General features: G+C 70.4%; 15 protein-coding genes. 8 read left to right on the top strand and 7 right to left on the bottom strand.

The features are described 5' to 3' along the window. Positions 1-50: 50 nt before the first annotated feature. Together araA and araB are read right to left on the bottom strand one after the other, a co-directional pair. Positions 51-1,562 (bottom strand): L-arabinose isomerase, encoded by a 1,512-nt coding sequence (gene araA, locus OHT74_RS00815; RefSeq protein WP_328618906.1) that lies wholly within the window; start codon positions 1,560-1,562, stop codon positions 51-53. Positions 1,563-1,689: 127 nt separating this feature from the next. Continuing rightward, positions 1,690-3,384: a ribulokinase gene (araB, locus tag OHT74_RS00810; protein WP_328618905.1), complete on the bottom strand. Its 1,695-nt coding sequence runs from the start codon at positions 3,382-3,384 to the stop codon at positions 1,690-1,692. A 520-nt stretch (positions 3,385-3,904) separates the two neighbouring features. Here araB and OHT74_RS00805 point away from each other — a divergent pair. The 5 genes from OHT74_RS00805 to OHT74_RS00785 all read left to right on the top strand — a co-directional run bounded on the left by OHT74_RS00805 (position 3,905) and on the right by OHT74_RS00785 (position 9,958). Further along, positions 3,905-4,900 (top strand): ABC transporter substrate-binding protein, encoded by a 996-nt coding sequence (locus tag OHT74_RS00805; protein WP_266659540.1) that lies wholly within the window; start codon positions 3,905-3,907, stop codon positions 4,898-4,900. A 161-nt stretch (positions 4,901-5,061) separates the two neighbouring features. Continuing rightward, positions 5,062-6,624 (top strand): sugar ABC transporter ATP-binding protein, encoded by a 1,563-nt coding sequence (locus OHT74_RS00800; RefSeq protein WP_328618904.1) that lies wholly within the window; start codon positions 5,062-5,064, stop codon positions 6,622-6,624. Further along, a complete protein-coding gene (locus OHT74_RS00795) occupies positions 6,621-7,721 on the top strand; it encodes an ABC transporter permease (protein WP_328618903.1) in 1,101 nt (366 codons plus the stop codon). The genes OHT74_RS00800 and OHT74_RS00795 overlap by 4 nt, the downstream gene beginning before the upstream one ends. Then, complete coding sequence (gene yjfF, locus OHT74_RS00790; RefSeq protein WP_328618902.1) at positions 7,718-8,740, top strand: galactofuranose ABC transporter, permease protein YjfF; 1,023 nt, start codon at positions 7,718-7,720, stop codon at positions 8,738-8,740. The genes OHT74_RS00795 and yjfF overlap by 4 nt, the downstream gene beginning before the upstream one ends. A 93-nt stretch (positions 8,741-8,833) precedes the next feature. Continuing rightward, on the top strand, positions 8,834-9,958 hold the full coding sequence (locus OHT74_RS00785; protein WP_328618901.1) for an aldose epimerase family protein: 1,125 nt from the start codon (positions 8,834-8,836) through the stop codon (positions 9,956-9,958). A gap of 162 nt (positions 9,959-10,120) precedes the next feature. Here the strand turns inward: OHT74_RS00785 and OHT74_RS00780 are convergent, their stop codons facing one another. Further along, entirely contained in the window at positions 10,121-11,197 is a 1,077-nt protein-coding gene (locus OHT74_RS00780) for a LacI family DNA-binding transcriptional regulator (RefSeq protein WP_331746741.1), read from the bottom strand. A gap of 334 nt (positions 11,198-11,531) precedes the next feature. Here OHT74_RS00780 and araD point away from each other — a divergent pair, with 334 nt between their 5' ends. Together araD and OHT74_RS00770 are read left to right on the top strand one after the other, a co-directional pair. Beyond that, complete coding sequence (araD, locus tag OHT74_RS00775) at positions 11,532-12,269, top strand: L-ribulose-5-phosphate 4-epimerase AraD (protein ID WP_266659528.1); 738 nt, start codon at positions 11,532-11,534, stop codon at positions 12,267-12,269. A 1,077-nt stretch (positions 12,270-13,346) separates the two neighbouring features. Beyond that, the gene (locus OHT74_RS00770) at positions 13,347-15,818 is read left to right on the top strand and encodes a glycoside hydrolase family 9 protein (protein ID WP_328618900.1); all 2,472 of its coding nucleotides are present in this window, start codon (positions 13,347-13,349) and stop codon (positions 15,816-15,818) included. Between the two features lie 380 nt (positions 15,819-16,198). Here the strand turns inward: OHT74_RS00770 and OHT74_RS00765 are convergent, their stop codons facing one another. The 4 genes from OHT74_RS00765 to OHT74_RS00750 all read right to left on the bottom strand — a co-directional run bounded on the left by OHT74_RS00765 (position 16,199) and on the right by OHT74_RS00750 (position 21,810). After that, complete coding sequence (locus tag OHT74_RS00765; protein ID WP_328623230.1) at positions 16,199-17,491, bottom strand: RICIN domain-containing protein; 1,293 nt, start codon at positions 17,489-17,491, stop codon at positions 16,199-16,201. A gap of 106 nt (positions 17,492-17,597) precedes the next feature. Continuing rightward, positions 17,598-19,040 (bottom strand): endo-1,4-beta-xylanase, encoded by a 1,443-nt coding sequence (locus OHT74_RS00760; RefSeq protein WP_328618899.1) that lies wholly within the window; start codon positions 19,038-19,040, stop codon positions 17,598-17,600. 408 nt (positions 19,041-19,448) lie between these two features. Then, positions 19,449-20,729 (bottom strand): glycoside hydrolase family 6 protein, encoded by a 1,281-nt coding sequence (locus tag OHT74_RS00755; protein ID WP_328618898.1) that lies wholly within the window; start codon positions 20,727-20,729, stop codon positions 19,449-19,451. 109 nt (positions 20,730-20,838) lie between these two features. Further along, positions 20,839-21,810 (bottom strand): glycoside hydrolase family 6 protein, encoded by a 972-nt coding sequence (locus tag OHT74_RS00750; protein ID WP_328618897.1) that lies wholly within the window; start codon positions 21,808-21,810, stop codon positions 20,839-20,841. A gap of 283 nt (positions 21,811-22,093) precedes the next feature. Here OHT74_RS00750 and OHT74_RS00745 point away from each other — a divergent pair, with 283 nt between their 5' ends. Next, positions 22,094-23,125, top strand: coding sequence for a LacI family DNA-binding transcriptional regulator (locus OHT74_RS00745; RefSeq protein ID WP_266659518.1), 1,032 nt, complete (start codon positions 22,094-22,096; stop codon positions 23,123-23,125). Positions 23,126-23,231 lie beyond the last annotated feature (106 nt).

The following is a 23,231-nucleotide window of genomic DNA, read 5'->3' as shown; positions in this document are numbered from 1 at the left end:
AGGGACTGCCCGGCCTCTACGCGTCCCCCGTCACACGCTCTCCGGGCGGTTCACAATCCCAGTGCGAGCCGGTGGTAGGTCTGGTTCCAGCGGAGATCGCGCCGGAACTGCTTCGAGGTGGTGGTCTCGTCGATGAGCGCGAGTTCCATGCGGAGCATCTCGGCCAGGTCGTCGAGGTGGTCGGAGGTGAGGGCGGTGCTGAGGACGGTGTGGTGCGGCCCTCCGGCCGTCAGCCAGGATTCGGTGGAGGTCCGCAGGCCGGGGCGGGGCCGCCAGACCGCGCGGGCGACGGGCAGGGCGGGCAGCGGGTGCGGGGGTGCCACCACGTCGATGTCATTGGCGACCAGGCGGAAGCGGTCGCCGAGGTCGGCGAGCCCGACCACCACGGCCGGCCCGGGGGCCGCGTCGAACACCAGGCGCACCGGGTCCTCCCGCCCGCCGATGCCGAGGGGGTGGATCTGACAGCTGGGCCTGGCGGTCGCGATGGTGGGGCAGACCTCCAGCATGTGTGCGCCCAGGATGAGCTCGTTGCCGGGCGTCATGTCGTAGGTGTAGTCCTCCATGAAGGAGGTGCCGCCCGGGAGACCGGTGGCGGCCGCCTTGAGGGCGCGCAGCAGGGTGGCGGTCTTCCAGTCGCCCTCACCTCCGAAGCCGTAGCCCTGGGCCATGAGCCGCTGGACCGCGAGGCCGGGCAGCTGGCGCAGTCCGCCGAGGTCCTCGAAGTTGGTGGTGAAGGCCCCGAAGCCGCCCGCTTCGAGGAAGGCGCGCAGGCCGGCTTCGATGCGGGCCGCGTAACGCAGCGAGTCGTGCCGTTCGCCGCCCGGCCGCAGTTCCGGCGCCAGGTGGTACAGGTCCGCGTACTCCTCGACGAGGGAGGCCACCTCGCTCTCGTCCGCGCTGTCGACGACCTCCACCAGGTCGTTGACGCCGTAGGTGTTGACGGAGACGCCGAAGCGCAACTGGGCCTCGACCTTGTCGCCCTCGGTGACGGCCACGTCGCGCATGTTGTCGCCGAAGCGGGCGACCTTGAGGGTGGCCAGTTCGGATCGCGCGGCGGCCGCCCGTGCCCAGACCGCGACGCGTGCGGTGGTGACCGGATCGGAGACGTGGCCGGCCACGGTCTTGCGGGGGACGCCGAGACGGGCCTGGATGTGCCCGAACTCGCGGTCTCCGTGAGCGGCTTGGTTGAGGTTCATGAAGTCCATGTCGATGGTGTCCCAGGGCAGGGCCACGTTCGACTGGGTGTGGAGGTGCAGCAACGGCTTGCGCAGCGCGTCCAGTCCGGCGATCCACATCTTGGCCGGCGAGAAGGTGTGCATCCAGGCGATGAGCCCGATGCACCGGTCGTCGGCGTTGGCGTCGAGGCATGTCCGGCGGATGGCGTCGGCGTCGGTCAGTACCGGCTTCCACACGACACGTGCGGGAATGCCGGAGACGTCGGCCAGGGTGGTGGCGATCTGCAGGGACTGTTCGGCGACCTGCTTCAGGGTCTCCTCCCCGTACAGGCCTTGGCTGCCCGTGAGGAACCAGATTTCCTGGGCGGGAGATGTCGGGCTGGGCACATGGACTCCTGAAGGTGACGTCCCGCAACGGGGGTGAGGGCGGCGGGCGGGTGGGGAAGTGGTTTACGAACAGCGGGGCGGGGTCAGGTGGTGTCCGGCGGATCGGGGACGGTCCCGCCGGATACCCCTAGCCCCCGGTGTGGGCCGTGTCGCGGATGTTCCTCAGGCGGTGCAGCAGGCCGCCGGCGGCGAAGTGGTCGTGCAGGAGCCGGTACTCGGCGAAGAGCGCGTCGTAGGCGTCGGCCCGGGAGGCGTCGGGTGTGTAGACGGAGGGCCGTCGGCGGCCCATGGCGGCGGTGGCCGTTCGTACGTCGCTGTGCGCGCCGGCGGCCACGGCGGCGTGGATGGCCGACCCGAGGGCGGGGCCCTGATCGGACGCGGCCAGGAAGACAGGGCGGCGCAGCACGTCGGAGTAGATCTGCATCAGCAGTTCGTTCTTGGCCAGTCCGCCGGCGACGATGAACTCGCGCACCGGTATGCCGCCTGCCTCCAGGGCCTCCACGATGACGCGGGTGCCGAACGCGGTGGCTTCGAGCAGCGCGCGGTAGACGTCCTCGGGGCGGGTCGCGAGGGTGAGACCCACGATGACTCCGGACAGGTGGTGGTCGACGAGGACCGAACGGTTGCCGTTCAGCCAGTCGAGGGCGACCAGTCCGTGGCCGCCGACTGGCTGGCCTGCGGCTTTCCGGGTCAGCAGGGTGTGCAGGTCCTCGCCGCGGTCGGCGGCCTCGGCGAGGTAGTCCGACGGGACGCCCTGCTCCAGTACCCAGGCGAAGATGTCGCCGACCGCGCTCTGGCCGGCCTCGTAGCCGTAGGTTCCCTCGACGATCCCACCGCCCACGACACCGCAGATGCCGGGGACGTCGGCGAGTACGGGGGCGTTCACGACGTGGCAGGTGGAGGTCCCCATGATGGCGAGCAGTTGACCGTCCTCGACGGCCTGGGCCGCTGCCGCGGTGACATGGGCGTCGACGTTGCCCGCTGCCACGGCGATGCCGGGGCGCAGCCCTGTCCAAGCTGCTGCCTCGGTGCTGAGCGAGCCCACGCGTGAGCCCAGCGGGGCGAGGGGGAATTCGAGGCGGGTACGTGCGAAGTCGGCGAACCGGGGGTTCAGCGCGGCCAGGTACTCCTCGCTCGGGTAGGCGCCGTCCTGGTGGATTCCCTTGTATCCCGCAGTGCAGGCGTTGCGGGACTCGGTTCCGGTGAGCTGCCACACGATCCAGTCGGCGGCCTCGATCCACCGCGCGCAGGCTCCGTAGACGAGCGGATCCTCCTCCAGGACCTGGAGGGCCTTCGCGAACTGCCACTCGGCCGAGATCCGGCCGCCGTAGCGGGCGATCCATTTCTCCCCGCGGGCGTGGGCGAGTTCGTTGATGCGGTCGGCATGCGACTGGGCCGCGTGGTGCTTCCACAGCTTGGGCCACGAGTGAGGCCGTCCGGCGAGCTCCGTCTCGGAGAGCGGCGTCCCGTCGGCCAGCGTGGGCAGGACGGTGCACGCGGTGAAGTCGGTGGCGATGCCGATCACCGCGGCGGGGTCGATCCCGGCCGCGGCCACGGCCTGCGGGACGGCATGGCGCAGTACGTCCCGCCAGTCCTGAGGGTGTTGCAGGGCCCAGTCCGGAGGCAGTGGCGCACCGCCGTGCGGCAGGTAGCGGTCGATGACGCCGTGCCGGTAGACGTGGACCGCCGCGGCCAGCTCCTGACCGTCGCGAACCCGCACCACCACGGCGCGGCCCGACAGCGTGCCGAAGTCGACGCCGACCGTGTACCGCTCCGATTCCTCGGAAAACGGGGTGGGCGCGAGGGGACTGGGTGAGGTCAACGGAGTGCCTTTCGAAGGAGCCGCGGGGCGGCAGGCGGCGGCCCGGCAGGCGGCGATGCCGCCCGCGATCGTGGCGGTCGGCCGGGTGGTCCAATGCAATGCATTGTGAGCGCTAACAATGTCGAGAGGCAAGGGGTCTGCATGGATCACGTGTGAGCGCCATCGGCGCAGTGGCCTCCGTATACGACCCGCCGGGAGTGATCCGTCGTCGATGTGGAGCGGGTTGCGCCCTCAATCCGGGTGGTGAAGCCGATGGCCTGGCGAGCGGATCGAGGCTCGCCTCGTCGGCCCGCTCGAGGCGGTAACGGGGAGGTAACGTGCGCAAGGGGGTTGAGAACCTGGCTTGTTAGCGCTCACAATGCCACGGTGCCCCCCTCCCAAGGGGGTCCCTCTCCTGCGGATCCGGACGCCGGCCACCCAAGGTCGTCGGGCCCCGCGGCACTCCTGGGACTCCTGGTGGGCAAAGCCCGGCCCCGGCCGTGCGGCGCCTCTTCCTGTACACCCTGAAAGGAATCCCGACATGGCTCGCAGAGCAGTTCTCGTCCTCACCGCCGCCCTCCTCACCTCCTCGCTGACCGCCTGCTCGACCAGCAGCCCCGCCTCCAGCTCCCCCTCGGAGGCCAAGGCGGGATCCGGCAAGACGATCACGCTCGGCTTCGCCCAGGTCGGCGCCGAGAGCGGTTGGCGCACTGCCAACACCAAGTCCGTCCAGGAGGCGGCGAAGAAGGCCGGGATCACCCTCAAGTTCTCCGACGCGCAGCAGAAGCAGGAGAACCAGATCAAGGCGATCCGCAACTTCATCCAGCAGAAGGTCGACGTCATCGCCTTCTCGCCGGTCGTGGAGTCCGGCTGGGACACGGTGCTGAAGGAGGCCAAGGACGCGGGCATCCCGGTCATCCTCACCGACCGCGCCGTGGACACCAAGGACACCTCCCTCTACAAGACCTTCCTGGGCTCGGACTTCGTCAAGGAGGGCAAGTCCGCGGGCGAGTGGCTGACCGCCGCCTATGCGAACGAGCAGGGCCCGGTCAACATCGTCGAGCTCCAGGGCACCACGGGCTCCGCACCCGCCAACGACCGCAAGGCCGGCTTCGCCGACGCCATCCACGCCGACGGCAAGTTCAAGATCGTCGCCTCGCAGACCGGCGACTTCACCCGCGCCAAGGGCAAGGAGGTCATGCAGGCGTTCCTGAAGTCCCAGAAGGACATCGACGTCCTCTACGCCCACAACGACGACATGGCCCTCGGCGCCATCCAGGCCATCGAGGAGTCCGGCAAGAAGCCCGGTACGGACATCAAGGTGATCTCGGTGGACGGGATCAAGGACGCCTTTGTCGCGATGACCGAGGGCAAGATCAACGTCGTGGTGGAGTGCAACCCGATGCTCGGTGACCAGCTGATGGAGCTGACCAAGAAGGTCGCGGCGGGGGAGAGCGTGCCGCCTCGCATCGAGACCCAGGAGGGTGTCTTCCCGCAGGACAAGGCCGCGGCCGCGCTGCCGTCCCGGAGCTACTGACGCGGCAGCTTCCAGTGCGGGAGGAGGCCCGTCCCAGGCCGTCTCTTTCGGCTCGGCCGACCAGGCCGGAACTCGGTCGACAAGACCGGAAAGAGACGACCCAGGTGCTTCCTCCAGTGTCGGCAGCCCGCTCCACCACCCCACCCATGAGAGGAGGGCGGATGGCATCCCCGTCCACCACCCCGCGGCCCACGGCCACGGGCGCCCCGCGACCCGTCCTGGAAGCCCAGGGCATCCGCAAGCAGTTCCCGGGCGTGCTCGCCCTCGACGGAGTCGCCCTGCGGCTCTTCCCCGGTGAGGTGCACGCCCTGATGGGCGAGAACGGCGCCGGGAAGTCCACCTTGATCAAGGTGCTCACCGGTGTCCACCCCGCCGACGGCGGCACCCTCGTGGTCGACGGCCGGCCCCACGCGTTCGCGGACCCCCTCCAGGCGCAGCAGGCCGGCATCAGCACCGTCTACCAGGAGGTGAACCTCTGCCCGAACATCTCGGTCGCCGAGAACATCCTCATCGGGCGCGAACCGCGCCGGTGCGGTCTCATCCACTGGTCCGCGATGCGGCAGCGGGCGGCCGAGCTGCTGACGGAACTGGACCTCGACCTCGACGTCACCAGTCTGCTCGACTCGCATTCGCTGGCGGTACAGCAACTGGTAGCCATCGTCAGGGCGGTGGACGTCTCGGCGAAGGTGCTCGTACTGGACGAACCCACCTCCAGCCTGGACCGCGAGGAGGTCGCCCAGCTCTTCACCCTGGTGCGGCGCCTGCGGGACCGCGGTGTGGCCATCCTCTTCGTCACGCACTTCCTCGACCAGGTCTTCGACCTCTGCGACCGCGTCACCATCCTGCGCAACGGCCAACTGGAAGGCGAGTACCCCATCGGGGAACTGACGCCGGTGACGCTGGTACAGCGCATGATCGGCGGAGAACTGGCCACCCTCGACCAGCTGTCCGGCCGGGCCCGCGAGGAAGCGGCCGTACGCGCGGCCGACGTGCCGTTCCTCCGGGCGCGACAACTGACCCGCATGGGCTCGATCGAACCGTACGACCTCGACATCCACGCCGGCGAGGTCATCGGGCTGGCGGGGCTTCTGGGTTCGGGCCGCACCGAGGTGGCGCGCCTCCTGTTCGGCGCCGACAGCGCGGACGCCGGAGAGGTGAGCATCGAGGGCGAGAAGGTGGCCCTGCGCACCCCCCGCCACGCCATCGCCCGGGGCATCGCGTTCTGCTCCGAGAACCGCAAGTCCGAGGGGCTGGTGGGCGAGCTCACGGTCCGCGAGAACATCATCCTCGCCCTGCAGGCCGCCCGCGGCTGGACCAGGCCGCTGGCCCGGGCGAAGCAGGACGAACTGGCGCGGCACTGGATCGAAGCCCTGGACATCCGGCCCGGCGACCCCGAAGCGCAGGTACGCCACCTCAGCGGAGGCAACCAGCAGAAGGTGCTGCTCGCGCGCTGGCTGCTGACCGACCCCCGGCTCCTGATCCTCGACGAACCCACCCGGGGCATCGACATCGGGGCCAAGGCGGAGATCCAGAAGCTGGTGGCCCGCCTGGCGGGCGAAGGCACCTCCGTGCTGTTCATCTCGGCGGAACTCGAAGAGGTCCTGCGCCTGAGCCACCGCATCGCCGTGCTCCGCGACCACCGCATGGTGGCCACCCTCGCGAACGACGACACCGTCACGCCCGAACGCCTCCTCACGACCATCGCCACCGGAACGGACTCATGACCACACAGCCCGCCCAGTCCGAGGCGGCCGGCGGAATCGGGAGACGACTGGCCGGCCACCGCCTGCTGTGGCCCGCGCTCATCCTGCTCGCCCTGCTCCTCGGCAACCTCGCGTTCCACCACGACTTCTTCTCCGTCCGCATACGCGACGGCCACCTCTACGGCAGCCTCATCGACATCCTGCAGTTCGGCGCACCCCTCGTCCTGGTGGCGCTCGGCATGACCCTGGTCATCGCCACCCGCGGGATCGACCTCTCGGTGGGTTCCACCGTCGCCATCGCCGGCGCCCTCGCCTGCGGGCACATCTCCACGGCCGCGGATCCCGGCAGTGTCGCCACCATGCTCACGGCCGCCGCCCTCGCGCTCGGCGTCGCCCTCGTACTGGGCCTCGCCAACGGCTTCCTGGTGTCCGGGCTGGGGGTGCAGCCCATCGTGGCCACCTTGATCCTCATGGTTGCGGGCCGCGGCGTCGCCCAGCTGATCACCGACGGCCAGATCATCACGGTGACCAGCGCCCCCTACAAGATGATCGGAGGCGGCTACTGGCTGACGTTTCCGTTCGCCGTCCTCCTGGCAGCCGCCCTCGTCGCGCTCACCGCCTTCGTCACCCGTCGCAGCGCGCTCGGCATGCTGATCGAGTCCGTCGGCGGCAACCCCGCCGCCAGCCGCCTGGTCGGCATCCGGGCCGGCGGTCTGCTCGCCCTGGTCTATGTCTTCAGCGCGCTGTGCGCCGCCGTCGCCGGGCTGATGATCAGCTCCAACGTCTCCAGCGCCGACGGCAACAACGCCGGCCTGTGGATCGAACTCGATGCGATCCTCGCCGTCGTCGTCGGTGGTACCGCCCTGACGGGAGGACGCTTCTCCCTCGGCGGCACCGTCCTGGGCGCCCTGATCATCCAGACCCTGTCCACCACCGTCTACACCCTCGGTGTCCCACCCGAGACCACCCTCGTCTTCAAGGCCTTCGTCGTCATCGTCGTCTGCCTCGTGCAGTCCCCGGTCTTCCGGGCCAAGGTCCTGCGCCGCCGCAGGACGACCACTCCCCGATCCCACACCACGGCGGGCGCCGCCCCGCAGCAGCAGGAGGTACGCGCATGAGTACCGGCATCGCGGGCGCCGCCGCTGGGCTCACCCGCCCCTTCGCGACCGTGTCGCCGCGCACCCGCACCCGTGTCCCACTGATCGTCACGGCCGTCCTGCTGGTCGTCATGTTCAGCGTCGGATCGGTGCGCTACGAGGGATTCCTCTCCGCGCAAGTCGTGCTGAACCTGCTGATCGACAACGGATTCCTCCTGGTCGTCGCGGTCGGGGCGACCTTCGTCATCCTCACCGGCGGCATCGATCTGTCCGTCGGCTCCATGGTGGCCCTGTCGACCATGCTCACCGCCTGGCTGGTCGAGTCGCACGGCTGGCCACTGGCCGCCGTCATCCCCCTCGTCCTGCTGGTCGGCGCCGCGAGCGGGACGCTCATGGGCTGGATCATCCATACCTTCGAGATCCAGCCGTTCATCGTCACCCTGGCGGGCATGTTCCTCGCCCGCGGGCTCTGCTACACGATCAGCACCGAATCCATCACGATCAGCGACCCCACCACGTCCGGAATCGCGCAGACCCGGCTGTACGGTCCGGGGGGCCTGTTCGTCTCGATCCCGGTGGTCATCGCCCTGGCCGTGCTGGTGATCGCCTTCGTCGTACTGCACCACACGCGCTTCGGCCGCAACGTCTACGCGCTGGGCGGCAACGAGTCCTCCGCACGCCTGATGGGTCTTCCGGCGGGCTCCACCAAGATCGCCGTGTACGCCGTCAGCGGCCTGTGCTCCGCACTCGGCGGCGTGCTGCTGACCTTCTACATGCTCTCCGGCTACGCCCTCCACGCCATGGGCATGGAACTCGACGCGATCGCCGCCACCGTGATCGGTGGCACGCTGCTGACCGGGGGTTCCGGCTTCGTCCTGGGCACCGCCCTCGGCGTGCTCGTCCTCGGCATGATCCAGACGGTCGTCAACTTCCAGGGCACGCTCAGCTCCTGGTGGACCCGGATCGTCATCGGCGCCCTGCTGCTCGTGTTCATCGTGCTGCAACGTCTGATGAGCGGCCGCCGCCCCGCCACCGACTGACTCCATCAGCCCGTGCCACCGCGGTCGCGCGCCGCGGTCGCAGCTCGCTTCCCGGCGCGCCCTGCGGTGGACCGACTTCCAGGGAATACCGCCATGGAACACGCATACGAATCCGTCGACCAGGCCGCCGAGCCCAGGCGGACCGCCGCCGGTCCGCGGACGGTCCGCCCCCTGCGCCTGGACGATGAAGGACCGGGGGAGAGGTGGCGGTTCGGCTTCCCCGGACGGGCCTGCGCGGAGGTCCACACGCGCGGCGCCCGCCTCCATTCCCTGATCCTGCCGGACCGCTGGGGCCACACCGCCGACGTGGTGCTCGCCGCCCGCGACCCCGCAGCCTGCGAGGACTCCGCACGTTACTTCGGCGCTACGGTGGGCCGTTACGCCAACCGGATCGCGCGCGGCCGGCTCGTCGTCGACGGCGTCACCCACCGGATCGCCACCCAGGAGACCGGGCACGCGCTGCACGGCGGTCCCGACGGGTTCGACCAGCGCGTGTGGCGGTGCGAACCCTTCCACTCCATGCACCGCACCGGTGTCCGTCTGTTCCTGCACAGCCCCGACGGCGACCAGGGATTCCCCGGCGCCCTCAACGTCCGCGTCACTTACACGCTGGACCGGGACGACAACCTGACCATGTCGTACCAGGCGGTCGCCGACGCGCCGACGATCGTCAACCTCACCAACCACGCCTACTGGAACCTCGAAGGGGAGGGGCGCGGCAACGTGCTGGCCCACCATCTCCAGGTCGAGGCCCCCCTCTACACCCCCGTCGACAGAGAGCTGATCCCCGAGGGTCCCCACCGCTCGGTCAGCGGTACCCCGTTCGACCTTCGCCGGCCCCGGCGGCTCTCCGACGCACTGACCCATACGGATGCGCAACTGGCCCTGGCCGGTGGCGGCTTCGACCACAACTGGGTCCTCGACAACGCCCGGCGAGGCCGTCCCCACAAGGCCGCCGTGCTGTACGCCCCCGCATCCGGCCGCCGGATGGACGTGCTCACCACGGAACCGGGCATCCAGGTCTACACCGCCCAAGGCCTGACCGGCGACATCACGGGCAAGGGAGGCAGGCCCTACCAGGCCTACGCGGGGGTCGCGCTGGAAACCCAGCACTTCCCGGACTCGCCGAACCGCCCCGACTACCCGACGGTCCTGCTGCGCCCGGGCGAGCTGTACCGGTCCACCACGATTCACAGTTTCACCACGGTCGACGCCTGAGAGGGGCGGCGTCGGCCGGTGCCGCCGTCCGGTGCCGCGAGGGCGCCGGGCGGTGGTTCGTGGCCGCGGCGCCCTTCCCCGTACGAGGTGACCCCGGGACCCGGGTTCCCGTAGAAGGGGCCGACGGACGGCACACAGGGGTCGGTCGGGGGCAGTCGGGGGTCATTTGCCGGGGGGAGTGATCCTGCGGGCCGTGCTGGCGCGCACGATGAGCTCGGGCGCCACCACCAGGTGCGTCGACTCGTCGGTCCGGCCTTCGATGTGGTCCAGGAGCAGCCCGATGCTGTCGCGGCCGATCGAGGCGAAGTCCTGACGGATCGTCGTGAGCGGGGGCGGGAAGAACTCGGCCTCGGGGATGTCGTCGAAGCCGGCGACCGCCACGTCCTCCGGCGTGCGCAGGCCCGCCTCGCGCAGGGCCCGTAGGACGCCGAGGGCCATCTGGTCGTTGGCGACGAACACGGCGGTGAGGCCCGCACCCTGCCCGCGTGACGCCAGGAACCGGCCCGCGAGCTGCTGGCCGGCCTGGTATCCCGACAGCGGACTCCAGTCGCCGCGCAGCAAGGGCGGCACCTCGGCGCCGGCGTCTCGGAGCGCGTCCTCCCATCCCTGGGTGCGGGCCTCGCTCTCGAGCCAGTCGGGAGGGCCCGCGACATGCCACACGGTGGCGTGGCCCGACGCGAGGAGATGTTCCGTGATCATGCGAGCGCCGAGGCTCTGGTCCAGCGACACCCCCGGCAGGTCGAGGGTGTGGCCGCCTTCCACGGTGACCACCGGGCACGGTGCTTCCAATGCCGCCAGGGCCCTTACCGCGGCGCGTTGGGGGGTGACGGCGACGATCCCCTCCACGCCCCACGCGGCGAGGTGCTGCATGGCTTCGGCGAGGGCCGTCTGCGTGGCGGTCCGAAGCGTGACGGCGGACGTCAGATAGCCGCGGTCCCGAGCCGCCTCCTGGACTCCCGCCACGGTGCTGGCGGGCCCGTGCAGAGTGGTGTTCACCGCGATGACGCCCAGCGTGTGGGTCCGGCGAGTGGCCAGGGCCCGGGCCGCCGAGTTGCGGCGGTACCCCAGCTGCTCGATGACCTGCGTCACGGCGGCCCGGGTCTTGGCGCTGACGTTCGGATGGTCGCTGAGCACCCGCGAAACGGTCTGATGGGACACGCCGGCGACACGTGCGACGTCCGTCATGGTGGGCGCTCGCGAGACGTCTGGGAGCTGGGTCAACTCTCTTCCTTTCCTCATCGAGCGGCCTTCCCTCAAGGTACCGAACCGGCCGCGGCGCGCACATATCCCGGACCGGCCGGGAGTTCGTCGATCAGGATCGATGTGGGCGTTCACATTATGCAGCGTGGGTTGCATGGTGTGGGCATGAATCTTCTCCTACCTCTTGAGATTACTGCTTGTTAGCGTTAACAATTCGATCGGGGTAGCCGGGTGGGTGGGATAGCTGCGACAGCGCAGCCGCGACGCCGGGCGCGGCCCCGATCAGTCCAGCCCGCTCATGCGCGACCGCGGGGCCGGCGGGACGCCGGTCCGGAGAAACCGCCGCGCATGTCAGACAGACGGTGAGAGCGTAGTGAGCGAGACCATTCTCAAGGACCTTCGTCGCGAGGTCCTCGCGGCCAACCTGCGCATCCCGGAGGCCGGTCTGGCCACCCTCACCTGGGGAAACGTCAGTGGAGTGGATCGAGACGCCGGCGTCTTCGTCATCAAGCCGTCCGGGGTCTCCTACGCCGACCTCACCGAGGACGACCTGGTGGTGGTGGCGCTGGAGGACGGGCGGGTCGTCGACGGACACCTCCGGCCGTCCACCGACACCGAAACCCATCGGTGCCTCTACCGGGCCTTCCCCTCCATCGGCGGCGTCACCCACACGCACTCGACGCACGCCGTCGCCTTCGCCCAGGCGCGCCGCCCGATCCCCGTGCTCGGCACGACACACGCCGACACCTTCAACGGGCCCGTCCCCGTGACGGCGGACCTCACCGCCGAGCAGTGCGCGCAGGACTACGAGTACAACACCGGACAGGTGATCGTCGCCCATCTCGACGGCGACCCCCGCCGGGCCGACGAGGTCCCCGGCGCGCTCGTCTCACGGCACGGCCCCTTCACCTGGGGAGCCACCGCGAAGGCCGCGCTGGAGAACGCCATCGTCTGCGAGGCCGTGGCGGAGATGGCGCTGCACACGCTGGCCCTGGGCTCCCGCCTCGGAGACACCTCCGAACCGCCGAGGCATCTTCTGGAACGCCACTTCACCCGCAAGCACGGACCGGACGCCTACTACGGCAACGCCCCGCACGCCCCGGGCGTCTGAGGCCGCCTACCACCTCGCGGTGCGGCGACCTGCAGCAGGCGGACGCCGATCCGCGGCTCCGCCGACGGGTGAGGGGTGTCGGGCGGTCGGGAAGTTCGTCGCCCGCACCGCGTGACCTCGTCCCGGTGGGTGGACGCCTCGCGGTTGCCGAGGGCTCGGTGGCGGCCGAGTGCGGCCACCTGCACATCGGTCGCCGGGCCGCCCTCGTCTCCCGTCGCGGGTGCGCGGGCCGGATCGCCTGGGTCGGCCCGGTGCCGGGGCGCGACCTTGCCCGGTCACTGGCCGACTGGCCGACGTTGACCGGCTGGCGCCGACGCCCGGCGGCGGCAGGCGCGACCTGTCCGTGTCCGTCGCCGCCGCGACCGGCACCTTCCCGGACGGGCGCCGACTCCACGTGGTGCACGACTGGCCAGCCGTCCGTCGATGCCCAGGCATGCGCGTGGCCGACCGATGCGCTGGACGGACGGCCTAGTGCTGTGACCGGAAGGGTTCACCGGGGCGCGGCGCCCGGCTCGGGACCTCGCCGCGTTGTCGGACTGCGCAAGTACGTCCAGTACGAGACGTGGTCCTCCGCCTTGCGATGCACCGCACCGGAAGCCGCGACCCGGCAAGCCTTTCCGGCCACAGTATTGGGGAGTGTCTGGTGGATCAGGGTCGGCTGGTGCCGCGCCGCGCCTTGCCGCGCCTTGCCTCGCCTTGCCGGGTTGTCGTCGGTCGCGACGCTCCGCGTCGTCTCCCTCCTCCGTCCGCCTTGCAATCCACGACACCAGCCGGCCCGGCCTATCCGACCCTGATCGACCGGCACCCCCTGATCCCGGCCGGCGGTGCGCGTGGCTTGGGGGTCGGGGGTTGGGGGTTGGGGCGGACGAGTCTGCTCCGCGGGGCCGACGTCGCCCCTGGTCGTCGGTTTCGGGCCACCCGTTCACGTGCGCCGGAGCTGTGGTGGCAGTCGGCCCGGTCTCGGGTGCGGTTCGCTCGACTACCGGTTCGTACCGGTGGCTTGACGGGTCCGTCAGGGGCCTGGCTTGATTGGGAGCGCTCCCACTCTGCCCCTCATCCACCGAGGAAGGCTTCACCGTGCCTCCTGTCACCTCCGCCCGCGGCGTGCCATGTCGCGCGGTCGCCGTGCTCGCCGGCTTCGCGCTGGCGGTCGGCGGCCTGTCCGCGACCGCCCTGACCGTTCCGGTCGCGGCTGCCGCCACCGTGGCCGCCGTTGCCGACTCGCCCGTCCGGGTCAACCAGCTCGGCTACCTGCCCGACGGCCCCAAGCGGGCCACCGTGGCCAGCTCCGCGACCGCCCCGCTCGCCTGGCAGTTGCGCGACGCCTCCGGCGCCGTGGCCGCTTCGGGCGCCACCGCGGTGCGCGGCGCCGACCAGGCGTCCGGCCAGTCCACGCACCTGGTTGACTTCGGCGCGTACACCGGCACCGGCACCGGCTTCACCCTGGTTGTCGACGGCCGGACCAGCCACCCCTTCGACATCTCCGCCTCGCTGTACGACGGACTGCGCGCCGACAGCATGTCGTTCTTCTACCAGCAGCGCAGCGGCATCGCGATCGACGCCGCCCTGGTGGGCGGCAGCGCGTACGCCCGCCCCGCCGGGCACCTGGGCGTCGCCCCGAACAAGGGCGACATCGCCGTCCCCTGCCAAGCCGGGGTGTGCGACTACCAACTGGACGTGCGCGGCGGCTGGTACGACGCGGGCGACCAGGGCAAGTACGTGGTCAACGGTGGCATCTCGGTCTGGGAGATGGTCAACTCCTACGAGCGGGCCCGCCGTTCGGGCGGCGATGCGGCCCTCGGCGATGCGACGCTGCGGGTGCCGGAGCGCGGAAACGGGACGCCGGACGTGCTGGACGAGGCCCGTTGGGAGTTGGAGTTCCTGCTGCGGATGCAGGTCCCGGCCGGGAAGCCGATGGCCGGGATGGCCTTCCACAAGATGCACGATGCCAAGTGGACTGCCTTGCCGACCCGGCCGGAACTAGACACCGAACAGCGGGAGTTGCACAAGCCGTCGACTGCCGCGACGCTGAACCTGGCGGCCTCGGCCGCGCAGTGTGCCCGGGTGTACGCGCCGTACGACGCCGCGTTCTCCGCGCGTTGCCTGGACGCGGCCCGCCGGGCCTGGACGGCCGCCAAGGCCAATCCGAACGTGCTCGCCCTGGTGAGCGACAGCACCGGCGGCGGTGCGTACGAGGACGCCGACGTCTCCGACGAGTTCTACTGGGCGGCGGCGGAACTCCTGACCACCACCGGCGAGTCCCAGTACCGGGACGCCGTCACCTCCTCCCCGCACCACGCCAAGCCCGTCGACGCGTTCTGGTGGGGCGGCACCGCGACGCTCGGCCGCATCACCCTCGCCACCGTGCCCGGCGTGGGCCTGCCCGCCGACGACGTGACGCGGCTGCGCGGCCTGCTGACCACGGCCGCCGACGGCCACCTTTCCACGATGTCGGGACAGGGCTACGCGGTGCCGCTCGCCGCCACCGGGTACGTGTGGGGCTCCAGCAGTGCCGTCACCAACAACGCGATGGTGCTGGCCGTCGCGTATGAGATCACCGGCCAACAGCGTTACCGCGCAGGAGCGTTGGAGTCGTTGGACTACCTGCTCGGCCGTAACGCGCTCGACCTCTCCTACGTCACCGGCTACGGCGACCGCTACTCCGAGAACCAGCACCACCGGTTCTGGGCGCATCAGAACGACGCCTCGCTGCCGCACCCGCCGGCCGGTTCCTTCGCGGGAGGGCCGAACGCCGGTCTGGAGGACCCGGTGGCCAAGGAGAAGCTGGCGGGCTGCGCACCGGCGGCGTGCTACGTGGACGACATCGGCTCGTACTCCACCAACGAGGTGGCCATCAACTGGAACGCCTCGCTGGCCTGGCTGGCGGCCTTCGCGGCCGAGCGGCGCGGCGCCCCGGCGGCGCCCGTGGTCCAGGTGGCGCCTGCGGCCGTGACGGTCCCGGAGGGCAGCTCGGCGACGGTGGGCGTGCGGCTCTCGGCCGCGCCCGCGCAGAACGTGACGGTGACGGTGGCCCGGAGCTCCGGCGACGAGGACCTGTCGGCAGCCGCGACCCTGGTGTTCAGCCCGGCCAACTGGGCGACGGCGCAGCAGGTTTCGCTCCTCGCCGCGCAGGACTCCGACGCATCTTCGGGCAGCGCGACATTCACGGTCGGGGGCCCTGGCGTGCAGTCGGCGACGTTCACGGCGACGGAGGCGGACGACGACGCGTCGGCGGCCGCCTGCACGGTGGCGTACCGGATCGACAACTCCTGGGGCAACGGTTTCACGGCGACGGTGACCGTGAAGAACACCGGCACCTCGAGGATCTCCGGCTGGACCCTCGGCTGGAGCTTCGCGGGTGATCAGCGGATCAGCAACGGCTGGAACGCCACGGTTACCCAGTCGGGCAGTACGGTCACCGCCCGGGACGCCGGGTGGAACGGCACGCTGGAGCCCGGCGGCAGCGTGGGCTTCGGCTTCCAGGCGACGTATTCGGGCACCAATGCGATCCCGGCGCGCTACACGCTCAATGGTGCGCTCTGCTCCTGAACGCTCACCACGCCCTGCTGCCGGCCCGCCGCACCGGAAACCCTGGTGCGGCGGGCTGCTCCCGGTGTCCTGGGGGCGCACATAGGGCGTCTAGGTCCAGCCGGGGCAGCGGCAGCCGGCCGTGCTGACCGGGCGCGAGCTGCGGTGCGGGCAGCACGCCCCGGGCCAGCTCGAGGTGGCGCCGAGCTGCCGCGGCCGGGCGCGTAGTCCTCGAAACAGCGTGCGGACATGCGGAATCCTCCGGCGGTCGTAGGTGGTGCGCGCGACCGTACTATCGAAGGTGTCTTGCGGGAAGCGCTGCCACGGTGGACACGACGGAGTGGAGCCAGGATGATCCTGGCTCCACTCCGTGGTGCGGGCGTGTCGCTGGAACTGTGTCGCTAGAACTGTGCGAAGAACCTCCAGATCTCTCCCTTGGTCCAGGTGGTGACGCCGCTCTCGTTGGAGGAGCCGTCGACCGGACCGGGCAAGTGGCCTCCGTCGAACGCGGCCCATTGGACCGGGTACCCGGCACGGCAGCCCGAGTAGGTGGTGGTGATGTGCGTACGGCTGCCCGGCGCGGGCTCGCGCGGGCTCTGTGCGGTGCAGCCGTTGTTGCTGACGAACTTGTCGCGCAGGGACCTTCCTTGCGCGATGTTGAGGACGGAGTCGCTGACGCCGTGGATTCCGAAGTAGGCGATGGGCTGGGTGCCGCCGCTGCACCCGCTGATCTCGGCGCCGGACATGACCGCGACGGCTCTGAAGACGTTCGCCCGGCTACATGCGAGTGCGTAGCTCATTCCGCCGCCCCAGCTGAAACCGGTGGCGAAACGCTGCGCCGGGTTGACGCAGAGGCCGCCCTCGATCCGCCGGATCATGTCGTCGACGAAGGTGACGTCCTCACCGCCCGGATTGGCCCAGCCGTTGTCGAGGCCCTGGGGGGCGACGAGGATCGCGCTGTTGTTGGATTGCTCCTGTTGCCCGTAGTAGGACCAGGCGCTCCCGCTCGTTCCGCCCGAGGCGACGTCGCCGGCGGTTCCGCCCCGCCAGTGGAACGCGAAGATCAGCCGGTAGGGATGGCTGTTGGAGTAGTTGTCGGGAACCCTGAGGATGAAGCTGCGGCTCTTGCCGCCGCTCTGGATCGTGTGCGTACCGCTCGCCAGCGTCGGGGCGCCGCCGCATCCGCCGCCGGACGACAGCTTGACCAGCTGCCATTGCTGGTTGGCGCCGCCCCAGTCGCCGTACTGGACGACGTTGCCGCCGTCGGCGGTGGAAGCGCCCTGCACCTCGACGGCCTTGCCGCTGTTGCGGTTGATCAGCCGGACGTGGCCCGCGTCGGAGTCGGCCAGTCGGAACTGCTGGTTGGCCGCGTTGCCGTCGGTCCGCTGCGTGATCGCGGCGCCGTCGGCGGTCGAGGCGCCGGCCACGTCGAGGACCTTGCCTGAATGCCGGGCCTTGAGCCGGTAGAAGCCGCCGCCGGAATCCACGAACTGCCACTGCTGGTTGGCTCCGTCGTTGCGCGTCCACTGACTGACCCGCGCGCCGTCGGCGGCGGACGCGCCATAGACGTCCAACGCCTTGCCGCTGTTGCGATTGATCAGGACGTACCAGGCATTGCCGTCCACCGTCGCCGCCTCGGCGGGCGCCGGCTTCACCGCGAAGAGCATGCCGGTCGCGAGCGTCGCCGCCACCACGGCAGCCAACCGGGACCACCAGGGATGCCTTCGTGGAGGGGCGGGGGAGGCCGCACCGTAGGTCTTCATCGGTTCCATCGGTTCACCCTTTCGCCGTGACGGTTCGTCAGGTGCGGGTCCAGCGCTGGTTGCTGCCGCCCGAGCAGGAGTAGAGCTGGATCAGGGTGCCGTTGGCGGTGCCGGTGCCGGCGGCGTCCAGGCAGAGGCCGGACTGGACCCCGACGATGGATCCGTCGGAGTTGAGGCGCCACTTCTGGTTGTCGCCGCCCCAGCAGCTGTAGATCTGGACCTTGGTGCCGTTACCGGTGCCGGCGGCGTCCAGGCACTTGTCGCCGTAGACCCTGAGCTCGCCCGCGGCGGTGTAGGACCACTGCTGGTTGGTGCGGTTGTTGCAGTCCCACAGGTTGAGCTGGGTGCCGTCGGTGGTGCTGGCACCGGGCACGTCCAGGCAGCGGCCCGAACCGACGCCCTTGGCCTGTCCGGAACCGGGCGTGGGGGTTGGAGTGGGGGTGGAGGAACCGGCGTTGAGCGCGCCCAGCACGGAGGTGTAGGCGGGCTTCTTGTTGCCGCTGCCGTCGAACAGCAGTGGCGACTGCTCCGACCGCCAGGAGTCGGTGTCGCGCACACCCCAGACGGTGATGCCCATGCAGCGCGGGACGGCCAGGCAGTCGTTGGTCACGTTGGCGTAGGTCGTGGCCGACGCGCCCTGGATGTCGAGTTCGGTGACGGCCACGTCGACGCCGAGGGCGGCGAAACTCTGCAGGGTGGTGCGGAAGTTGCTGTTGTACGGGCTGTCGTTGTTGAAGTGGGACTGGAAGCCGACGCAGTCGATCGGCACTCCGCGCTGCTTGAAGTCCCGGACCATGGCGTACATGGCCAGTGTCTTCGCCCAGGTCCAGTTCTCGACGTTGTAGTCGTTGTAGCAGAGCTTGGCGGACGGGTCGGCGGCGCGCGCGGTTCGGAAGGCGACCTCGATCCAGTCGTTGCCGGATCGCTGCAGGTTGGAGTCGCGCCGGGCCCCCGAACTTCCGTCGGCGAAGGCCTCGTTCACGACGTCCCACTGGACGAGCTTGCCCTTGTAGTGGGCCATCACGCCGTTGATGTGGTTGGTCATCGCCTGGCGCAACGCGCTGCCGCTGAGGTTCTGCATCCAGCCGGGCTGCTGCGAGTGCCAGGCCAGGGTGTGGCCGCGTACCTGCTTGCCGTTCTGCACCGCCCAGTTGTAGACGCGGTCACCTGCGGCGAAGTTGAACTGGCCCTGCTGGGGTTCGGTGGCGTCGATCTTCATCTCGTTCTCGGGGGTCACCATGTTGAACTCGCGGCCCGCGATCGTCGTGTACGCCGAGTCGCCCAGCCTGCCCGAGGCGACGGCGGTGCCGAAGTAGCGGCCGCTCTGCGCCGCGGCGCCACCGAGCGTGTTCTCGGCGGCGTGTGAGGCCAGCGGAGCCACCAGGATGGCGGCCGAAGCGAGGGCGCCGGCGACCAGCGCCGTACGAAGAACGCCGATCTTCCGGCGGACGGTGGATGGGGGAATGGCATTTGAGCCCATGAAAGAGCCTCCAGGACAGAAATCACGGAAGAGATTGGAGCGCGGCAGGGACAATCCGCGCGAACGACCCCGCGTCCATTGGCAAAGGACGCTCACAGCCGGGGCGTAAAGATCCAAGGCCGGAACCCGGCACCCGGACACAGGCGGGGGGTATCGCCTCGGGCTTCAGTCTGGAAACACGACAGAAACATGTCAAGACTTTCGAAAGGCTTTCGAGAATTCGGTCCCTCTGAATAGCCCAATAGCCGCTTTTCATAGAGCGATCCTCATCGAAAATATTTCGATGAGGATCGCTCGACTGGGCTGCTGTCGAAGCTCAGGCGAAATCAGAACGGCGGCCCCTGAGGCGAGATCCCGCCATGCGGGATTCCGCCATGAACGGGCAATTCCTTCAGTTCGCGTCTCCGGTCAGCGCAGGGCCGTGTTGAACTCCAGTGCGGGGGCGGCGTTGCGAGCGAGGGACTTGGCCTGCTCCGGCCACCACACACCGGCCGCGGGATCGACGACGCCGTACTCCGGGTCGATGGTGCCGCCCGGGATGCTGCGGTTGCACTCGCCGTCGGACTGGCCGACGGTCTTGATCCACAGGTAGGCGTCCACGAGCGGGACACGGGTGTCCGCGGTCGGCCGGGCCCCGATGCCGCGACCGGGAGCGTTGCACCAGGTCTGCGGATCGCCGCTGTACTTGCCCGCGGGCGGGGTCCAGGCGCCCCGGCCGTCGCGGCCGGTGTCCACGACGAGATGGGTGAGCTCCTGGGCGGGTGGGGCGGCGACGTTCTGCTGGAACCACAGGTCGGTCCAGTGCCACGTGGACGGGTCGTCCACGTTCACGGCGTTCCCCGGCTGCCCGTCGTTCGGCGCCGCGGGGGAGTAGTACTGGCTCGCGCACCAATCGGGGTGCCCCTTGGCCCAGTCCGGGCCCTTGGTGGCGAACCACAGGCAGTGGGAGACCCAGGTGCCGAAGTGGGTGGACAGATCGGTGGCCAGATAGTTGGAGACGTTCAGGGAGAAGCCCTGGGTACGGGTGACACCTGCCTGGAGGAGGCGTTGTGCGACGTCGCCGACGCTGCGCCAGTGGCTGTTGCCGGCGTCCAGGTAGACCACGCTGTTCGGCTGCCGCTCCAGGGCGTCGATCGCGTGGTTGAGGTCGGCGTAGCGTCCGGTGGTGATCGCGCCGGTGGGGTCGCTGTCGGGCCCGCAGTCGGAGGGGAGGTTGGCCAGCCCGTCCGGTTCGAGGATGACGACGGCCTTGCTGCGGCCGATCCCCCGGGCGAAGGCGCTGATCCAGGCCTGGTACTCGGCGTCTGACCGCGCACCGCCGGAGGAGTACTGGGAGCAGTCGCGCAGCGGGATGTCGTAGGCCACCAGAACGGGAACGGTCCGGGTCCGCTCGGCCCGGCGCACCAGGTCGCGTACGCGGGATTCGACCTGCTCCGGGGTGCCGTCGGTGAACCAGGCGGCCTCCGGCCAACTGGCCAGCTTCGCCATCGACTTGGCGCCCTCGAAGTCCCGGTGGATGAGGTCGGTGACGGCTTGGTGGGCCGCGTCGCTGTCGGGATCGACGTAGAAGCGGGTGTTGGCGGGAAGCGTGTGGGAGCCCGCCTCGGCGGCGGAGGCCGGGGTGACGGCGCCGAGGAGCAGCGTGAGCGCGCTCGCTGCCAGGACTGATCGGTGCAGGGGGATGCGCACGGGGTTCCTTCGGTAGGGGTGCTCGGGCGCCGGGCCCTGGCGTCGGACCGCGGGGCTCGCCCTGGCGCCGGGGCCCGGTCTTCGGGGAGCGGAGGGGGGTGGGGGCGGGTCAGTAGCCATAGATCATCTTGTAGGCGACCTCCGGCAGGAACTGTCCGGCCGAGGAGTCGGCTCCGACACCGCAGTTGCCGTCGGACTCGCCGGGGACCTTGACCCACAGCAGCATCTCGGCGCCGCCGCCGCGCTGGGTGGGAGTGCCGATCCGGCGGCCGGCGGGGTTGCACCACTGGCCATTGGAGCCGTTGCCGTTGCGGCTGGTGTCGACGACGAACGGCTTGGTGTAGCCGTAGGAGGCCAGGGCGGAGTTGACCGCGTTGCCGTAGGAGGTGTTCTGGTCGGTGGTGAAGTAGTTGGAGACGTTCAGCACGAAGCCCCGCGCCCCGCTGACCCCGGCGGTGGCGAGCTGCTGCGCCATGGTCGAGGCGCCGACCCAGCCGGGGTTCCCGGCGTCGAGGTAGACCCAGGTGTTGGGTGCCTTGGCGTTGAACTGGGCGATCGCGTTCTTCAACATGGCGTTGCGCTCAGCGATCTGAGTGGCCGTCATGCAGCTCTCGTGGCCGAGCGCGTCGGGTTCGAGGACCACGACGGCCGGGCGGCTGCCGATGCCACTGGCGAAGGCGGTGATCCAGGCGTCGTACGCGGCGCGGCTCCCGGCGCCGCCGCCGGACTGACCGGCGCAGATGTCCCGGTTGGGGATGTTGTACGCGACCAGGACAGGCAACTTGTCGTAGGAGTCCGCGCGGCCGACGTAGGCGCCGGTGGCGGCGCCGATGTCGCCGCTCCAGTTGCCGAACCAGCGGGCCGCCGGGGTGTTGGCGATGGACGTCCGGATCGCCGCCGCCCGCCCGTCTCCGGGGTTCGCGTTGGTCCACCGCAGGGCGGAGTTGTCGGGGTCGGTGTAGAAGCCGCTGGTCATGGTGGTCGGGTCGGCGGCGTAGGCCGGGCCGGCGTTGAGCAGGGAGAGACCGGCGGTGAGGGCACCGGCCAGCAGGGCGGATGCGGCTCGGACGGACTTGCGCATGGTTCTTCCTCCGGTGGGGGTGGGGAAGTGGAAGCGCTTCCAGTTTTGGTGTGGGGTCGGATCGCGCTGATGGGATGATTGGGGCCGTTACCGGGGTGTGTCAAGTGGTTGAACACAGAATTACCGGCGTGGCCGGTATGGCGTCATTGGTTGGAAGCGCTACCAGATCGAGACCGAGGACGACGTCCGAGTGCAGGTCCGAAGCCGGGCGGTGCATGGAATCATGGCCGCTGTTCGCCGTTCGCCGTCCGCCGTCCGCGTGAGCCCGAGGAGCAGTTCTTCCATGGAGCCGTCACCCAAGCGCATGCCGACCCTCGACGAGGTGGCCGCACGCGCCGGTGTGTCGCGCACCGCGGCCTCCCGGGTGATCAACAACGCCCCGCACGTCAGCCGCGCCAAGCGTGAGGCGGTCCAACGGGCGGTGCGCGAGCTGGACTTCGTGCCCAATCCGTCCGCGCAGGCGCTCGCGACCCGCAAGGTCGGAGCGGTGGTGCTGGCGCTCTCCAGCGACGAACCGGGGCTGTTCGCGGACCCGTTCTTCGCGGAGGTCATCGTCGGCGTCAGCGCGGCGCTGGAGCAGACCGAGCTGGAACTGATCCTGCTGCTGGCCAACACCCCGCGCGGCCGGGAGAGGTTCGAGCGGCTGTTGCGCTCCCGCCGGGCCGACGGCGTCATGCTGATGGCGCTGCGGGGCGACGATCCGCTGGGCCGCTTGGGCGAGGAGGTCGATCTGCCCGTCGTCTTCGGCGGGCTCCCGCTCATCGGGGAGCCCACGTGGTACGTGGACGCCGACAACCGGGGCGGTGCCCGCCTGGCCGCCGAGCACTTCGCGCGTACGGGCCGCCGACGGCCCGTCATGATCACCGGGCAGGTGGACGCCAGGGCCGCGGTCGCGCGGGAGCAGGGGTTCACCGACGGTCTGACCTTGTCCGGCCTGCCCCTGCTCGGGGTCGAGCCCGGGCAGTTCACCGAGGAGGGCGGCGCCGAGGCGATGGAGCGGCTGCTCCGGGCGCACCCCGATCCCGACGCGGTGTTCGCGGCCTCCGACGCGATGGCCATCGGCGCGCTGCGCACCTTGCGGGAACGGGGGCTCCGGGTGCCCGAGGACGTCGCGGTGATCGGCTTCAACGACCTGGCGAGCGCCCGTCACACCAGCCCGCCGCTGACCACGGTCCATCAGCCGGTACGGGCGCTGGGGCAGGAGATGGCCAGGATGCTGGTCAGTGCCATCGAAGGACACCGCCCCAGCCCATTGATCCTCCCGACCCGCCTGACTGTGCGCGAGTCCGCCCCCGATCTGCCCGCGTCCGCCTGACCGGTGGGCGCTTCCGGCAGAATCGGCCCATGCTGACCCGAGCGCCTCCCATCCGAGTTCCCTTCGCCGCGAGCGGCCTGTGGCGGTCGGGGGACTCGGCGCGAGG

The sequence above is a fragment of the Streptomyces sp. NBC_00354 genome (assembly GCF_036106915.1).
Classification (GTDB): domain Bacteria; phylum Actinomycetota; class Actinomycetes; order Streptomycetales; family Streptomycetaceae; genus Streptomyces.
Note: the sequence above shows the minus strand (reverse complement) of the source record. Positions and strands in the feature narration are given on the sequence as shown.

Excerpts from the sequence above, each read along its gene's own strand:
- yjfF (WP_328618902.1), top strand. The coding sequence starts at position 7,718 with ATGAGTACCGGCATCGCGGGCGCCGCCGCTGGGCTCACCCGCCCCTTC.
- OHT74_RS00785 (WP_328618901.1), top strand. The coding sequence starts at position 8,834 with ATGGAACACGCATACGAATCCGTCGACCAGGCCGCCGAGCCCAGGCGG.
- OHT74_RS00800 (WP_328618904.1), top strand. The coding sequence starts at position 5,062 with ATGGCATCCCCGTCCACCACCCCGCGGCCCACGGCCACGGGCGCCCCG.
- OHT74_RS00750 (WP_328618897.1), bottom strand. The coding sequence starts at position 21,810 with ATGCGCAAGTCCGTCCGAGCCGCATCCGCCCTGCTGGCCGGTGCCCTC.
- OHT74_RS00745 (WP_266659518.1), top strand. The coding sequence starts at position 22,094 with ATGGAGCCGTCACCCAAGCGCATGCCGACCCTCGACGAGGTGGCCGCA.
- OHT74_RS00760 (WP_328618899.1), bottom strand. The coding sequence starts at position 19,040 with ATGGGCTCAAATGCCATTCCCCCATCCACCGTCCGCCGGAAGATCGGC.
- OHT74_RS00795 (WP_328618903.1), top strand. The coding sequence starts at position 6,621 with ATGACCACACAGCCCGCCCAGTCCGAGGCGGCCGGCGGAATCGGGAGA.
- OHT74_RS00805 (WP_266659540.1), top strand. The coding sequence starts at position 3,905 with ATGGCTCGCAGAGCAGTTCTCGTCCTCACCGCCGCCCTCCTCACCTCC.
- OHT74_RS00780 (WP_331746741.1), bottom strand. The coding sequence starts at position 11,197 with ATGAGGAAAGGAAGAGAGTTGACCCAGCTCCCAGACGTCTCGCGAGCG.